Origin of the sequence: Streptosporangium subroseum (genome assembly GCF_900188345.1) — a bacterium.
Lineage (GTDB): Bacteria > Actinomycetota > Actinomycetes > Streptosporangiales > Streptosporangiaceae > Streptosporangium > Streptosporangium subroseum.
In genome coordinates, this window is sequence record NZ_FZOD01000057.1 from 12,750 (window position 1) to 27,533 (window position 14,784).

Here is a 14,784-nt window from a genome sequence, read left to right on the forward strand (position 1 = left end):
GCGGGCCGTCACGGCCGTACGGCCAAGTCGGGGACGTCGAACCCGGCGGGCGCATGGCTGAACCGGCGTGGGTCTCGCCCCCCTTGATGTCCCGGTCCCGGCGACACACCTCGCCCGGGGTGAGGGCGCCGCCTCATGGCCGGCCACCGATCGACTGTCGGCTTTTGTCGCCGGAGACCATAGCGAGCAGGACACCGGGGCCTTCCGGGGAGAGCAGGATGTCCTGGGCGGTGTTGGTGGCGGTGACGGCCTCCTCCATCCGGGCCAGCGTCGAGGCCTCGTAGGCGTTGATCGCGGCGTTCACGTCGGCGTGCTCGGCGGAGGTGAGGGCGGTGACGAGTTCGAGGGCGTCGAGGAGACCCATGTTGACGCCCTGTCCGGTGAACGGGGACATCACGTGCGCGGCGTCGCCGATCAGGGTCAGGCCGGTGTGCCGCCGCCAGTGCTGCCGTACGGGAACGGTGTAGAGGGGCCACCAGATGAACCCGGTGTCCACCTCGTCGAGGATGCCGCGCATTCGGGGAGACCATTCCTGGAACTCGCGGTCCAGTTCGCCGCGGATGAAGCCGGGGTCCCTGAACGTGGCCCCGGCGGTGCGGTTCGGGTCCTCGTCGCGGCGCTGGGCGAAGTAGACGCGGATCGAGCCGTCGCCGTTGCGCTGGCACAGGAACGCCCTGTCGTACCCGAGCACGAGGCCCGTGCCCTATCCCACGATCTCGGCGGCGTAGGAGCCGGGCGACGGATGGGAGATCTCGCCTGCGATGAAGGTGACCCCGGTGTAGGCGGGCACCTCGTCCGTGATTGCCGGGCGGGTCCTGGAGTTGATGCCATCGGCGCCGATCACCAGGTCCGCCTCGATCGTGTCTCCGCCTTCGAAGCCGACGCGCCACCGATTCCCGGTCACCTCGACGGAGGTGACCTCGCGGCCCCACTCAACGGTTCCGTGGGGAGCGAGTCGAGCAGCAGGGAGCGCAGTTCCAGCCGGTCGATTTCCGGCCGTATCTCGTCCTCGTCGGACTCGTCGGTGGACAGCAGCAGGGCGCCGTCGGTGTCGAAGTAGTTGGTGTGCTGCCCCTGCGGGCGGACGACTTTCTCGAACTCGCCCATCAGGCCGGCGGCGGCGAGGGTACGCAGCCCGTTGCCTTCGCCGAGGTCGAGCGATCCGCCCTGGGTGCGGGCGAGGCGGTCGGCGTCTTTCTCGAGCACTCGGGCACGCACTCCGTGCAGGTGCAGGAGCCGGGCGGTGGCGAGGCCGGCGGGGACGGCGCCGAGGATGACGATCTCGAGTTGGGCCAGAGCTTGCGCGGTGGGCATGGTGGTTCCTTTCGTACGGATTCAGAGCCGGTGGGGTGCCGCCCCGCCGGGCGCTGATCGACGCTGCCGAGCGGTTGTTCGAAGAGCGTGGTTTCGACGCGGTGACGGTGGCGGAGATCGCGGACGCGGCGAACGTGTCCGTGAAGACGCTCTTCGTCTACTTCCGGTCCAAGGAGGACCTCGCCTTCGCCGACAGGGGGCTCATCGAGGCTCTTCTTGAAGCTCTGGCGAACCGTCCTGCCGGAACCGCCGCGGCGGAGGCGGTGGCCGGGGTGCTGACCGCGGCGCTCGACGGCGGCGACGGCAATCCGGGCCTGGAAGGCTTCCACCGCGGCTACGGCCAGTCGGCGGCACTTCAGTCGGGTCTGCTCCGGATGTGGGCGGATTTCGAGGACCGGATCACCGCCGAGCTCGCCCGCGAGGCCGGCACCGAGGCGACGCCGCAACTGCGCATGCACGCGATCCAACTTGTCGGGATTGTCCGGCTGGCGACCTTGCCCGAGGCCCGCGCCGCGATCACAGGGCTCACCCCCGTGGAGGCCACCGCGCGCGTCGCGTCGACGCCGCGGCCGCTGTCGCCCGGTCGTTTCCGTGACCGTTCGGACCGCTCGGACCGCTTAAACCGCTTGGACAGTTTAGGCCGCTTGGACTGCTTAGGCCGTGCCTCGTCCGGTGATCGGTCGTTGGACCGGCCGTGGCGTCCTTCCCGGACCGGCCTGCCCGACGAGGCCGTGGAGGTGGGCGTAGGAGACCGCGTGGACCCGGTCACGCAGATCCAACTTGGTGAGGACGCGCGAGACGTGGGTTTTGACGGTCTCGTCGCCGATTCCGAGACGCTCGGCGATCTCGGCGTTGCTGTACGCCTTGGCGAGCAGCAGCAGTACCTCGCGTTCCCGTGCGGTGAGGAGGTCCAGATCGGCCGGGGTGGGAGGCGGGGCGATCCCGTCGGCGAGGCGGGCGCTGAGGCGGCGGGTCACCGAGGGATCGATGAGGGCGCCGCCGCGGGCGGCCACCCGGACGGCCGCGATCAGTTCTTCCGGCGGCAGGCTCTTCAGCAGGAACCCGCTGGCCCCCGCCCGCAGGGCGCGATGGACGTACGTGTCCTCGTCATAGGTGGTCAGCAGGATCACCCTGGTGGTGTTGGCCGGGTCGGCGAGGATCGTCTCCGTGGCGCGCAGGCCGTCGAGCCGGGGCATGCGGATGTCCATGATCGCCACATCGGGACGTAGCCGGAGCACCTCGCTCAGGGCGATCTGCCCGTCCGGCGCCTCTCCCACGCATGCCAGGTCGGGCTGGGTGTCCAAGACCGCGCGCAGACCGGAGCGGAACATGGCGTGGTCGTCGGCGATCAGGACGCGCAAGGTCATGAAGGGTCCAGGGGGAAGGTCACGGTGGTGATCCAGGTTCGGCCGTCGGGGGTGGGCCCGTAACGGGTGGAACCCTTGAACATGGTGACACGGCTGCGGATCCCCTGCAGTCCCCGATGCGGTGAGTCGGGCCGGACGCCCGTTTCCGCGGCGAACGGGTTGGAGGCGGTCACGGTGAGGCCGGTGGGGCCGTAGCGCAGCTCGACCTCCGCGACACCGCCGGCGCCGTGCCGCAGGGCGTTGGTGAGCATTTCCTGCACGACCCGGTACACGGCGATGTCCAGGGACTCCGGCAGCGGGGACGGGACGCCGTGAACGGTCACCCGCGCCCGCAGGCCGACGGCGCGGACGGCGTCGAGGAGTTCGGGGAGGTTGTCCAGACCGGGCTGGCTGTCCTCTCCCGGCTGGTTGCCGTGCAGGAGGTCCAGCAGACGCCGCAGGTCGAGCATGGCCGCCCGGCTGGAGGTCTCCACGACGGTCAGCGACTCCGTCAGGTCCTGGGCGTCCGGCGCCGTCGTGGCCCGTAATCGGGCCGCCCCCGCGTGGATGCCGATGGCGCTCACGTGGTGGGAGATCACATCGTGCAGATCGCGGGCGATGCTGCTGCGCTCTTCCGCGATGGCCGCGGTCAGGGCCTGCCGCGCCTCTCGCTGTTCCCGCTCGGAGCGCTGTTCCAACTCGGCGATGTACGCGCGGCGGGCGGTGGTGTACCGCCCGACGAGCCAGGGCAGCAGCGCGTTGGCCAGGACATCGAGCAGGATCCGCCGCGGCTCGATGTGCGCCCCGCCGAGGGTCTGTCTCGCGACGGTCCCCGTCGCCAGGCAGACCAGGGACGCCACCGCCGGCCATCGGTTCAGCCAGGCACCCGCCCGGTAGGCGGAGATGAGCAGACCCGCGTTGTTCGGCTGGGGCACCGGATGGGGCCCGGGGTGCAGCACAGTGTCCCACATGGTGAGGGCCACCCAGGTGCCCCCCACCGCGACGGCCGCCTGGGCGACGGCCACCACTCCCGACGAGCGCGGCGCACCGGCCAGGCCGGCGTCCACCACGACGATCGCCGCCAGCATGGCCCAGCGCCATCCCACCGGATACGGGAAGGAGCCGATGCTGAAGAAGAAGGACAGGCAGTCCACCATCAGGGTGACCGCGGCGATCACGACCGCCTGGCGGGTCAGCGACCCGCTGGCGCCGCGGACGGGCCCGGCCCAGCGCCCGTCATGTCCTTCCCCGCCGGGCACCGGCACCCCTTCCGTCCTCCGCTCCAGCAGCCGCGTCACCCGAGCGGGCGGCCATGACCATCCATGATGCCTGGTCATGGATCATGGCCGAGTCCCCCGGCCGGGGGACCCGCATCCCCTGCCACCGTGACGACAGCGACAGGCGGCCTTCCCTAGGCTCCCCGCACGATGAACGACACCGCCGCTCGTACGACGGGACGCGACAGGCCCCCGCGTACGGCTCACGCCTTCCGACGCCGGCTCGGTGCCGTACTCGCCGTCCTGCCGAGCGCCGTGGCTCTGCTGTTCGTCATGGGCCCCGGGGCCGGGGCGGACTCCACCGCCGGCGGCGATGTGCACGTCGCCCAGACACTCGGCGACCGGGAGCTGACCGTCATCCTGCGCCGGGTCACCGGTGTGCCCGGACCTCTGCATGTGGACGTGATCACCCACGCGGGCACGGCCGCCGGCCGCCTCACGCTGGGGGTGACTCCCACCGGGGTCTCCACGTCCGCGTCCGCCGCCTCGGCGTCGGGCACGACCGTCGACACCGCCGTGGTCACACTGGGCGGCCGGCCGGGGACCTTCTCCGCCGTGCTGGACGTCACCCGGGCCGGCCCGTGGGAGCTGTCGCTCGGCGACGAGCAGAGGACCGCGACGATTCCCTTCGTCGTGCCGAAGCGGACCACCTCACCGGCGGAGACCGCGGTCTACATGGGTTTCGGCGGCGCCGGGGCGCTTGTCCTCGTCACCGTCCTGGTCGCCGTACGCGTGCGCCGCTTCTGGTGGACACTGGTGCCGGCCGGCGGGCTGGTCGCCTGCCTGACGGTGGCGGTCACCGGCGCGCTGCTGTCGTCCCGGTTGCCGCCGCCGCCGTCCCAGGGTGGCCAGGTCGACGCCACCATCGACGGCGTCGGCGACCCCTACGCCGACGCCGGTCAGCAGATCGGCGACTACTCGCGCCCGCCCGCCACGCTGCTGCTGCGGTCCTCCACGGACCGCGCGGGCGAGGTGGCCGAACTGCGGCTGACCCTGTCCGACGCGTCCACCGGTCTGCCCGTGGACGATGTCGTGGTCCACGACGGGGCGCTGCTGCACCTGCTGGTCGTCGGTCCCTCGGGACAACTGCGGCACCTGCACCCCGTCAGGACCGGCGCCGGCGTATTCGAGGTCCCGTTGTCCCTGCCCGAGGAGGGCCATTACGCGGTCTCCGCCGAGTTCGCCCGCCGGGGTGGCGGCGTCCAGCAGCTCCGCTCCGCCACCGGCGTCGACGCGGTGCCCGGCTCCGGCGCCGCCGCGCGGACCACGTCCGACGACGCTCCTCCGCAAGCGGGGACCGGTACGCGGACCGTGGCCGGCGTCGACGTACGGCTGACCGCGTCGTCGCTGGTGGCGGGCAGGGCCGCCGTGCTCACCGCCCGCGTCGGAGAGACGGCGACCCTGCAGCCCTGGCTCGGCATGCTCGGGCACCTGATCGTCGTCGGCCCCGTCTCACCCACGGCGGCGGCGGGAACGGCGACGCAGGGCGCCCAGGTGTGGGCCCACTCCCACTCCATGGGCGCGGTGCCGGACGGCACCCACGACATGAGCGGCATGGAGGGCATGTCACACATGAAGGGGATGGAGGAGCACTCGTCGGCATCGTCCTCGTCCCTGGACATGGACTCGTCGGCATCGTCTGCGTTCTCATCCCCGGACCTGCACTCGATGAGCGGTCTGACCTCGGTCAACGGCGACAGCACCGCCGACGAGACCGTCGCCGCCTATGGCCCCGACATCTCTTTCGTCTACACCTTCCCCGCCACTGGTCATTACCGGGTCTGGATCCAGGCCGAGCGCGACAACACCATCCTGACCGTCCCCTACCTGCTCCACGTCACCGGCGCCTCGGAGAGGACCTCATGAGCCGGCCCACGTCGCCGTCCGGTCGGCGGTCCCTGGTGGCCGCGGTGGTCCTGTCGGCGATCCTGCTCACCGCGCTGTCGGTTCGTGCCCTGTGGGCACCGTGGCGGGGAACGTCACCACCGGTGTCCGGCGACACCCCGCGGGGAGCGGCGACGCTCACGGGCGGCACCGCCCACGACGTGGTGACCCTGACGGTTTCCACGCCCGTCACCGGCACCACCGCGGTCAACGTGCGGCTCGTGCCGCGCGACGGCGCGGCAGCCGGCAGGTCGTCACCGGTCGTCACGGTCTCCGCCGTACTGCCCACCGCGGGCCACGCGGTTCCCGACTTCACCACCGCACCGGCCGCGGACAACCGCTACCACGTGGCCGGCCTCCCGCTGATGATGCCCGGCCGCTGGGAGTTCGTGGTCACCGTCGAGGGCGACGGCCGCCACGACCGGCTGGTCTTCCCGCTCACCATCCCCCGCTGAACACGCCACACCCTTCGGAAAGGCATGCCCGATGGAATCCGTTCCCGCGTCCACGCCGACCGGCCCAGGCCGGCCGTCCCCGCCCGGCCGGCCACCGCGGCCCCAGAGGGCCGGCGCGGCCGGCGCGTACGCCGTACTGGCCGGCGCCCTGATGTCGCTGATCGGCACGAGCTGGGACGTGCAGTGGCACGTCGACGTCGGTCCCGACACCTTCTTCACCCTTCCTCACCTGGTGCTGTACTCCGGCAGTGCCGTCGCCGGCATCGCCGCCCTAGTGATGGTGCTGCGCGCCACCTTCGCCCAGCGGGCCGGACGTCCCGCCGACCCCACCGTCGGCGGCAGTCCGGTCCGGGTTCTCGGCGGCACGTTCACCGCGCCCCTGGGGTATCTCGTCGCCGGAACCGGCGGCGCGCTGTTCCTGCTGTACGGCCTGCTGGACCTGTGGTGGCACTCCCTGTACGGATTCGACGCCGTGCTGAACTCCCCGCCGCACATCGCCCTGTTCGTCTCCATCAGCCTGACCATGCTCGGCGGCGTCATCGTCTTCTCCGCCGCCCGCGCACGGCGCTGGGGGCGGATCGGGCTTGTCCTGACCGTCCCCGTGCTGCTGACGTTCACCCCCATCACCTTCGGAGCCTTCAACGGGCTGGGCCTGCCCGTCGACCCCAAGTTCGCGGGCACCGTCTTCTTCGCCGTCTGCCTCGTCCTCATGAGCGCGATCACCCTGCGCCACCGGTGGGTGGCCCTGTCCGTCGCGGCCGTCCTCGGCGTCCTGCAGCTGTTTCTCTGGTGGTTCTCGCCATGGGCCGCGAAATTCTACGCGGACTACGTGGGACTGCCCCTGCGGGACAACCTCAGGGACGTCCCCCCTGAACTCGCCGCCGGCATGCCGATGTTCATGCTCGCCGCGGCGCTGGTGATCGAGGCCCTGCTCCGGCTGGGGCGCGGACGCGGATGGTCGGCCCGCCGGCTGCCCCAGCTCACCGGTGCCGCCGGCGGCGTGGTGGTCGGCCTCTCCATGATCGTGCAGACGTCGATGCTCCGCGGAGGGGCGGGAGGAGGGCCGATGGGCCGGTCCGCCACGTCCGCGACCACGGTGCTGACCGACGCGATCCTCGGGCTGGCGTTCGGCGCCTTGGCCGGCTATCTCGCCGCCCGCTTCGCCGTCCTGCTGCGCCTCAACGCCCCCGCCGCCGATCAGGAAGGCCGCTGACCCGATGCACCTCCGAACGTCTCTTTCACGGCCGGCCCGCGCGACGCGCCGGCCGGTGAAGGGCCGCGCCCGCGCCCTGCTCCTCGCCCTGTGCGTCCTGGGCGCCGCGGCCCTGCTCTCGGCACCGTCGGCACAGGCGTACACGCCGGCCCGGCCCGAGCAGGCGTACGCACCGGTCAAGATCGTCCACACCGAGCAGGTGCAGGCCGGCCCGTACCACCTGACCCTGGGTTTCTCCACGTGGCCGCTGCGGGCCATGCAGTCGCTGGACTTCACCTTCGCCCCGGACGGCGGGCTGACCGGCAAATCCGGCACCTTCAGCATGACCAGACCCGGTGCGAAGGCGGGAATGCGCGGAGTGAGACCGCTCTCCCGCCACCCGCGCAAACGGTCCGTCTGGGGCCTGGACATCCTGTCGCTGCCCACGGCCGGGCAGTGGGCCTTCACCTTCACCGTCAACGGTCCTCAGGGGCAGGGAACGGGCACTCTCGGCAACCTCACCGTCCTCGACCAGCCCGGCCCTCCACTGGCGCTGAGCTGGACTCTGTGCGCCCTGCCCGTCCTCGGGCTGATCGCCTTCCTGATCGTCGCCTGGCGACGTCACCGGCCTTCTCGCCACCTCGCGGTGGCGGGCGTCTGAGACCTCGGGCGGGCCGCCGAGGTAGGGCCGCGCGGTCACGGCGCCGTTTCCGGGGGCGGGGGGTGTGGCGTGCGCCACCGCTCGTAGGCGGCGAGGGCGGTGGGAAGGGTGGGGAAGATGCGCTCCTCGCCGATGGACGCGGCCAGGCCGGACGTCTCCAGGAAGACCATGAGGTCCTGTTTGACCCGGGCGAGGGCGAAGACGACGTCCCGGCGTTCCAGCTCGCGGCGCAGTGCCTCGACGGCGTCCAGGCCGGTGATGTCGACCTCGACGATGGCCTCGGTGTTCAGGACGAACCAGGCGACGGGGCCCCGGTGCTGGTCGACGGCGGCCAGGGCGCGGCGGCGGAAGTCCTCGGCGTTGGCGAAGAACAGCGGCGAGTCGTAGCGGTAGACGACCAGCCCCGGCACGGTGCGCGCCTGAGGGTAGTCGTCGACGTCGTGCATCCCGGCCAGCCCGGGAACCAGGCCCAGGATCGCGTCGTGGGGTCTGGCCACCCGGACCAGCATCTCGGCGACCGAGAGGGCGACCGCGGCCAGCACGCCGTACAGGATGTCGAAGACGAGCACACCGGCGAGCGCGCCGAGCGCGAGCAGGAGTTCGCTGCGCCGGAACGCCGCCAGGCGCCGGAACTCGGCGACGTCGATCAGCCGGAGGGCGGCGTAGACCACGATGGCGCCGAGAGCCGCGGCGGGGAAGGTCGCCAGCAACGGCCCCGCGAAGAGCAGAACCACGACCACCGACGCCAGCGCGACGAGGGAGAACAGCTGGGTGCGGCTGCCGGCGGCGTCACCGAGGGCGGTGCGGCTGCCGCTGCTGCTGACGGGGAAACCGCGCAGCAGGCCCGCGCCGAGGTTGGCCGCTCCGAGGGCCAGCAGTTCCTGATTGGCGTCGATCTCGTAGTCGCGGCGGGCGGCGAAAGCGCGCGTGGTGAGGATGTTGTCGGTGTAGCCCACCAGCAGCAGGCCGACGGCGGGCAGCAGCAGGGACGCGAGATCGCCGGTGGCCGGGAGCGACGGAGCGGGAAGCCCCGAGGGGACCGTGCCCACGACCCGGATGCCGTACCGCTCCAATCCGAACACGGCCACGGCGGCGGTCGCCAGCAGGACGGCGAGCAGCGGCGCGGGCGCTCTGGGCAGGCGCCACTGCAGGACGAGCAGGAACGCGAGCATCGCGGTGGCCAGCAGCGACGTCGCGAGGTGGACATGGGGCATGCCCCTGAGGAAGGAGGTCAGCTGCGACAGGAAGCTCTCCCCGCTCACCGGCACCGCGGTGAGCTTGCCCAGCTGCCCCACGATCATGATCAGGGCCACCCCGGCCATGTAGCCGACCAGAATCGGTTTGGACAGCAGGTCGGCGACGAATCCGAGTCGCAGCACCCAGCAGATCAGGCACAGCAGCCCGACGAGGACCGCCAGCGCGGCCGCCAGATGCGCGTACCGGGCCGGATCACCGGCGGCGATCGGCCCCACGATGACGGCGGTCATCAGCGCGGTCGTCGACTCAGGACCGATCGACAGCTGCCGGGACGACCCGAGCAGCGCGTACAGCGCCAGCGGAGCCAGGATCGCCCACAGCCCCACCACGGGAGGCAGCCCCGCGACGGTGGCGTAGGCCATGACCTGGGGGACCAGGTAAGCCGCCACCGTGATCCCGGCAAGCAGGTCACCGCGTAGCCAGCCGCGCTCATAGCGGGCCAGGACGGCGGCCCCGGGCAGCAGGCGCCAGATGAGGCGGTTCGCGCGCGGCTTCGCCATGATCATCCTTCCACCTCGTGGTACAGGCGTGAGGTGTTTCCCGTCTCGACCGGGAAGCTGCCCCATCGGCGGCGGCACCATGTCAATAGATCATGACAGGAGAGGGCCGTCGAATCATGGCTGGTGGGGCCGTACCTCGCTGGTCAGGCGCCTGCCGATCCTGAAGTGAACGACAACCGGACATCCCGAGGAGCCCGAAGCGAACCGAAGCCAGGACGCGTGAGCGCCCGCCCCGGACCAGGGTGGGCGTTCACGCGTCCGGGTGACAGACTTGGAACCATGGCGAAGATCGCGTCACGGACCCTGATTCCGCACATGCGGCTGGACGAGCTGCTGGCGGAGTTGCAGGGCCGGCTGGAGGCGGTGCTGGCCACCCGCGACCGGGTGCACGCACTGCTGGACGCGGTGGTCGCCGTAGGCAGCGATCTCGACCTGGAGACCATGCTGCGCCGGATCGTGGAGACCGCCATCACCTTGGTCGACGCCACCTACGGCGCCCTGGGCGTGGCCGGGGAGCAGAGCACGCTGCTCCAGTTCATCCCGGTGGGGCTGAGCGAGGAGGAGATCGCCAAGATCGAGCACTGGCCGCACGGGCTCGGACTGCTGGGCCTGCTGATCAAGCAGCCGCAGTCGCTGCGGCTGGCTCACATCGGCGATCACCCCGAGTCCTATGGTTTTCCGCCCGGTCACCCGCCCATGGGCTCGTTCCTGGGGGTGCCGGTCCGGGTCCGCGATGAGGTGTTCGGCAACCTCTACCTCACGGAGAAACGCGGCGGCGGGGAGTTCGACGAAGAGGACGAGGCGATCGTCACCGCGCTGGCCACCGCGGCCGGTGTCGCCATCGAGAACGCCCGGCTGTACGAGGAGACGCGCCGCCGGGAGATGTGGTTGCAGGCCTCGGCGGAGGTCACCACCAGCCTGCTGTCGGGAGCCGAGCCGCACCAGGTGCTCACCCTGATAGCGCGGCGGGCGCGGGAGATGGTCGGGGCCGACATCGTGGCGGTGCTGCTGCCCGATGACAGCGGGCAGGTCCTGCAGGCGTTGATCGCCGATGGGGAGGCCTCAGACCAGGTGGCTCATGCCGAGGCGTCGATCGCCGACTCCCTGGCCGGCCGCGCCTTCACCAGCGGCGAACCGCTCATGATCACCGACCCGGCCGAGACCGACATTCCCATCGTGATCGCCGAATATGTCTCGCTCGGCCCGGTGGCCGCCGTACCGATCGGCGCGTCGGGGGGCGTACGCGGGGTGCTGTCGCTGGGCAAGCGCTCGGGCCGTATCCCGTTCAACCAGGCGGACCTTCGCACCCTGCACTCTTTCGCCGGTCAGGCCGCGATCGCCCTGGAGCTGGCCGAGAGCCGGATGGACGCCGAGCGGCTGAGCCTGCTGGAAGATCGCGACCGGATCGCCAAGGATCTGCACGACGTGGTGATCCAGCGGCTGTTCGCGGTGGCCATGACGCTGATGAGCACCGTGCGGCTGATCGAGCGGCCGGAGGCCTCCGCGCGGGTACAGAACTCCATCGACGAGCTGGACGGCACCATCCGGCAGATCCGCTCGACGATCTTCGCCCTGCAGGTTTCCCCCCGGGACGGCGAGGCGAGCCTGCGCGCGCAGATCGTGGCCCTGGTGGAGGGGGCACGCGGCCATCTGGGTTTCATGCCGGGTCTGACCATGGAGGGCCGGCTGGACAGCGACGTGCCGCCGCGGATCGCCGAGCACCTGCCGGCCGTGCTGCGCGAGGCGCTGTCCAACGTGGTGCGTCACGCCAAGGCCTCCAAGGCCGAGATCTCGGTGGAGGCCGGTCAAGAGCGGCTCATCCTCACCGTGGCCGACAACGGCGTCGGGCTGCTCGCCGGCAGCGGGCGCAGCGGACTGCGCAATCTCCAGGAACGGGCCGAACGGCTGGGAGGTTCCTTCGAGATCGGTTCCCCGCCGGAGGGCGGCACCCGGCTGGTGTGGAGCGTCCCGCTCGGTGAGGACAGGTCGTAAGTGATCAGCGGAATCCGCGGCAGGCTCCTGGCAAGGGTTGCCGCACCGGCGTGACGGGTGATCCGAGCACGCCGCAGCCGGTAGATCCTGCTGAGCGCCGCCACAGGAACGAGGTTCCCTTTTACCGCGGGCGGTCGCCCTTCAGGCGTGCGGCCAGGGCCGCGACCTGGGTGCGGCGCTGCATGCTGAGTTTGGACAGCAGGTTGGACACGTAGTTTTTGACGGTTTTCTCGGCGAGATACATCCGTTCGCCGATCTGCCGGTTGGTCAGGCCCTCGCCGATCAACTCCAGGATCCGCCGTTCCTGCTCCGACAGTGCGCTCAAGGGATCCTTGCGGGCGGCCTGCTCGCGGAGCCGCGCCAGCATGGCCGTGGTGGTCTGCGGGTCCAGCAGCGACTGGCCGCCGGCCACCGTTCGTACCGCGCCGACCAGGTCCGAGCCGTGGATCTGCTTGAGCACGTACCCGGCCGCGCCCGCCATCACCGCGTTGAACAGGGCGTCGTCGTCGGCGAAGGAGGTCAGCATCAGGCAGGCCAGCTCCGGCATCCTGGAGCGGACCTCCCGGCACACGTCCACTCCGTTGCCGTCGGGCAGGCGTACGTCCAGAACCGCGACGTCCGGCCTGAGCGCCGGGATGCGCGCGATGGCCGACTCCGCGGTCCCCGCCTCGCCGATCACCTCGATGTCGCCCTCGGACTCCAGTAGCGCGGCCACGCCACGGCGCACCACCTCATGGTCATCGACCAGGAACACACGAATCATGTCTTGAACGCTAACGTTCCCGTGACTCCGCAGGTAGGGACCAAGGTCCTCGGACCCAGCCCTCGCCGGGGCGTCGTCCGGCCGATGACCTGGTCTTCCTCGGCAGTCCTGATCAAGGTCGCCCGCCAGGAGGCCGGTCGTGCAGGATGCGGCGGCCGGTGACCTCGGAAGGGACGATCTTGACGTAGAGCTCGCGGTCGCCGCCCACCCACGGCTGGACGTCGGAAGTCTGCGCGGCCGCCCGTTCCTCGGTGGTGGAGACATGGTGGGCGCCGCCCCGGACGAGCACGCTCCAGCCCTCCCGGTTGGCGTCGTCGATCCGGTCGACCTCAAAGGCAATCTTGAATTCGACGCCCTGAACGCCGGTGCGCAGGGTGTCGTCGAGCGGACCGCCGAACGCGGTACGAAAGATCACCGAGTTGTCCCGCAGGACGTAGTTGACCGGCAGGATCGCCGGTCCGCCCAGGTCGTTGAAGGCCACCCGGCCCACCCCGCCGGGGGAGAGCAACCGCAGGCACTCATCCGCATCCAGCTTCTCCAGCCGGGGGTGGGCGGCGGGACGTCCCAGGCCGGGCGGCAGGTCCATGGTCCCGCCCAGCAGTTCCCCGGCGCTGGTCTCCAGGGCCGAGGCAAGGCGGCTCACGGTCTCGGCCGTCGGTGAGGCCGCGGTCTCCTCCAGGTACTCGAGATATCCGGGGTCGATCCCGGCCCGGCCGGCCAGCTGATCGCGGCTCATGTCCAGAGCTTCACGTCGCCGGGCCACCCGGCGGCCCAGGTCACCGGGGGCCGTCATGTGCTTGGTCATCGAAATCTCCCAACGAGAAAGTAACGGCGTTCACGGACTTGAGACCTCATCGGGTGCCGTACGCCCTCATCCGGATCACGGGCGGACCTTCCCGCAGCCGTCTGCCGGGAAAACGCCGCGATGTTCGCCTTCCACCCAATTTCACCGCGGAAAACCTCTGGGGGCAGGGGCCGGAAGTCCCTGATGAGCGGGTCTTCTGGCCGCTGCGGAAAACGCCGGCGACCGGTCGAATGGAAGGAGAACCCGAGGAGGTCGCCATGGCGGCCCGATCGAACGGTCACGCGTGCAAGATTCCACCCCCGTGCCGGTGATGGAGGGACAGTCATGAACGTCCGTGCAACCGAGGAGATCACCTCGGCGGTCCGTACGGCGGTTGAGACCGCCGGGTGGGCGCCGTCGGTGCACAACACCCAGCCGTGGTCCTTTGTCGTCGACGGTGATGAGATCGCGCTGCGTGCCGACAGCGACAGAAAGCTGCGGATCGGCGACGCCACCGGCCGGGAGTCGCTGATCAGCTGCCCGACCCCGACCGCCCGGCCCTGCTGGCGACGGTACGGCTGATCGCATCGGTGGCCGCCGACGAGGACACCCGGCTGCTCTACGCCGAGATCAAACGCCGCCGCACCCACCGGGCGGGCTTCACCGGCCTTCCCGTACCGGAGCGCCTCCTCGACGCACTGGTGGCCGAGGCGAGCACCGAGGGGGCACATCTGACGCCGGTCCGCTCCGAGCCGGCCGTCCGGGTGCTCGCCGCGATCACCTGCGCCGCCCAGGAGGTGCAGTCCCAGAACCGGCTGCTGTCGCTGGAGCTGATCCGCTGGGCACGGTCGCCGGGAAGCCCCCGCACGGATGGAGTGCCGGCCGAGGGCTACCCGTGCGTGCCCCGGCGGACCCGGCCGCACTTCGCCCAGCGCGATTACACCCACGGCCACCCCTGGGGCAATGACACCGGCCAGTTCTTCTCCACCTCCACCGGGGTCGTGGCGGTCCTGACCACGAAGGGCGACTCCCGCCAGGACTGGATCGCGACCGGTCAGGCACTGCAGCGTGTCCTGCTGCACGCCTCCGCCCACGGCCTCAGCGCGGCCTTCCACACCCAGGCGCTGGAGCTGTCTCACCTGCGGGAGTTCCTGCGCCAGGAGTTGTGCTCGCAGGAACACCTTCAGATGATCATGCGTCTGGGCATCACCTTCGACGACACCGAGGGCGTCCGGCGGCCGGTGACCGACATGCTGGAAGAACTCTGATCAAGCGCGCGTCGGGCCCTAGCCACCGGGGCGCCTCACCGAGACGGCGCCTTCGTGGCCGTGGGAGACGGGCCGGGCCGGCGCCTTGAGC

Annotated in this window: 15 protein-coding genes; 7 read left to right on the forward strand and 8 right to left on the reverse strand. The window is 71.1% G+C overall.

Annotation, left to right across the window (positions count from 1 at the left end; translation table 11 throughout):
- Positions 1 to 133: 133 nt before the first annotated feature.
- The 5 genes from CHC08_RS36820 to CHC08_RS36845 form a co-directional block, all read right to left on the reverse strand.
- On the reverse strand, positions 134 to 691 hold the full coding sequence (locus CHC08_RS36820) for an FAD-dependent oxidoreductase (RefSeq protein WP_089212010.1): 558 nt from the start codon (positions 689 to 691) through the stop codon (positions 134 to 136).
- A gap of 12 nt (positions 692 to 703) precedes the next feature.
- Complete coding sequence (locus CHC08_RS36825) at positions 704 to 904, reverse strand: FAD-dependent oxidoreductase (protein WP_089212011.1); 201 nt, start codon at positions 902 to 904, stop codon at positions 704 to 706.
- Positions 901 to 1,314, reverse strand: coding sequence for an FAD-dependent oxidoreductase (locus tag CHC08_RS36830; protein WP_089212012.1), 414 nt, complete (start codon positions 1,312 to 1,314; stop codon positions 901 to 903). The genes CHC08_RS36825 and CHC08_RS36830 overlap by 4 nt, the downstream gene beginning before the upstream one ends.
- Before the next feature lie 653 nt (positions 1,315 to 1,967).
- The gene (locus CHC08_RS36840) at positions 1,968 to 2,681 is read right to left on the reverse strand and encodes a response regulator (protein WP_089212013.1); all 714 of its coding nucleotides are present in this window, start codon (positions 2,679 to 2,681) and stop codon (positions 1,968 to 1,970) included.
- Positions 2,678 to 3,919: a sensor histidine kinase gene (locus CHC08_RS36845; protein WP_218825664.1), complete on the reverse strand. Its 1,242-nt coding sequence runs from the start codon at positions 3,917 to 3,919 to the stop codon at positions 2,678 to 2,680. The genes CHC08_RS36840 and CHC08_RS36845 overlap by 4 nt, the downstream gene beginning before the upstream one ends.
- A 168-nt stretch (positions 3,920 to 4,087) precedes the next feature.
- Between CHC08_RS36845 and CHC08_RS36850 the strand changes: the two genes are divergently transcribed.
- From CHC08_RS36850 to CHC08_RS36865, 4 genes are read left to right on the forward strand one after another with little or no spacing between them, the layout of a single operon-like run.
- Positions 4,088 to 5,803, forward strand: a complete 1,716-nt coding sequence (locus CHC08_RS36850; protein ID WP_218825665.1) for a hypothetical protein — start codon at positions 4,088 to 4,090, stop codon at positions 5,801 to 5,803.
- On the forward strand, positions 5,800 to 6,276 hold the full coding sequence (locus CHC08_RS36855) for a hypothetical protein (RefSeq protein WP_143653496.1): 477 nt from the start codon (positions 5,800 to 5,802) through the stop codon (positions 6,274 to 6,276). Before CHC08_RS36850 ends, CHC08_RS36855 begins: the two co-directional genes overlap by 4 nt.
- A gap of 31 nt (positions 6,277 to 6,307) precedes the next feature.
- Entirely contained in the window at positions 6,308 to 7,489 is a 1,182-nt protein-coding gene (locus CHC08_RS36860) for a hypothetical protein (protein WP_089212016.1), read from the forward strand.
- Positions 7,490 to 7,544: 55 nt separating this feature from the next.
- Positions 7,545 to 8,129: a hypothetical protein gene (locus tag CHC08_RS36865; RefSeq protein WP_218825666.1), complete on the forward strand. Its 585-nt coding sequence runs from the start codon at positions 7,545 to 7,547 to the stop codon at positions 8,127 to 8,129.
- A 35-nt stretch (positions 8,130 to 8,164) separates the two neighbouring features.
- Here the strand turns inward: CHC08_RS36865 and sulP are convergent, their stop codons facing one another.
- Complete coding sequence (gene sulP / locus CHC08_RS36870) at positions 8,165 to 9,886, reverse strand: sulfate permease (RefSeq protein ID WP_179282425.1); 1,722 nt, start codon at positions 9,884 to 9,886, stop codon at positions 8,165 to 8,167.
- 279 nt (positions 9,887 to 10,165) lie between these two features.
- On the opposite strand from sulP, the gene CHC08_RS36875 reads away from it, so the two are divergent.
- Complete coding sequence (locus tag CHC08_RS36875) at positions 10,166 to 11,878, forward strand: sensor histidine kinase (protein ID WP_089212018.1); 1,713 nt, start codon at positions 10,166 to 10,168, stop codon at positions 11,876 to 11,878.
- 121 nt (positions 11,879 to 11,999) lie between these two features.
- Here CHC08_RS36875 and CHC08_RS36880 read toward each other — a convergent pair whose 3' ends face one another.
- Positions 12,000 to 12,641 carry a response regulator gene (locus CHC08_RS36880; RefSeq protein WP_089212019.1) on the reverse strand — a complete coding sequence of 214 codons (642 nt, stop codon included), beginning with the start codon at positions 12,639 to 12,641 and terminating at the stop codon, positions 12,000 to 12,002.
- Positions 12,642 to 12,753: 112 nt separating this feature from the next.
- A complete protein-coding gene (locus tag CHC08_RS36885; RefSeq protein ID WP_089212020.1) occupies positions 12,754 to 13,446 on the reverse strand; it encodes a pyridoxamine 5'-phosphate oxidase family protein in 693 nt (230 codons plus the stop codon).
- 324 nt (positions 13,447 to 13,770) lie between these two features.
- Between CHC08_RS36885 and CHC08_RS51985 the strand changes: the two genes are divergently transcribed.
- A complete protein-coding gene (locus CHC08_RS51985; protein WP_245878791.1) occupies positions 13,771 to 14,007 on the forward strand; it encodes a nitroreductase family protein in 237 nt (78 codons plus the stop codon).
- 8 nt (positions 14,008 to 14,015) lie between these two features.
- Entirely contained in the window at positions 14,016 to 14,693 is a 678-nt protein-coding gene (locus CHC08_RS36890; protein WP_245878792.1) for a nitroreductase family protein, read from the forward strand.
- The last annotated feature ends 91 nt before the right edge of the window (positions 14,694 to 14,784 follow it).

What these genes read in the sequence shown, in the direction of transcription:
- CHC08_RS36830 (WP_089212012.1), bottom strand. Translation starts at nt 1,314, where the DNA reads ATGCCCACCGCGCAAGCTCTGGCCCAACTCGAGATCGTCATCCTCGGC.
- CHC08_RS36840 (WP_089212013.1), bottom strand. Translation starts at nt 2,681, where the DNA reads ATGACCTTGCGCGTCCTGATCGCCGACGACCACGCCATGTTCCGCTCC.
- CHC08_RS36850 (WP_218825665.1), top strand. Translation starts at nt 4,088, where the DNA reads ATGAACGACACCGCCGCTCGTACGACGGGACGCGACAGGCCCCCGCGT.
- CHC08_RS36855 (WP_143653496.1), top strand. Translation starts at nt 5,800, where the DNA reads ATGAGCCGGCCCACGTCGCCGTCCGGTCGGCGGTCCCTGGTGGCCGCG.
- CHC08_RS36860 (WP_089212016.1), top strand. Translation starts at nt 6,308, where the DNA reads ATGGAATCCGTTCCCGCGTCCACGCCGACCGGCCCAGGCCGGCCGTCC.
- sulP (WP_179282425.1), bottom strand. Translation starts at nt 9,886, where the DNA reads ATGGCGAAGCCGCGCGCGAACCGCCTCATCTGGCGCCTGCTGCCCGGG.
- CHC08_RS36875 (WP_089212018.1), top strand. Translation starts at nt 10,166, where the DNA reads ATGGCGAAGATCGCGTCACGGACCCTGATTCCGCACATGCGGCTGGAC.
- CHC08_RS36880 (WP_089212019.1), bottom strand. Translation starts at nt 12,641, where the DNA reads ATGATTCGTGTGTTCCTGGTCGATGACCATGAGGTGGTGCGCCGTGGC.
- CHC08_RS36885 (WP_089212020.1), bottom strand. Translation starts at nt 13,446, where the DNA reads ATGACCAAGCACATGACGGCCCCCGGTGACCTGGGCCGCCGGGTGGCC.
- CHC08_RS51985 (WP_245878791.1), top strand. Translation starts at nt 13,771, where the DNA reads ATGAACGTCCGTGCAACCGAGGAGATCACCTCGGCGGTCCGTACGGCG.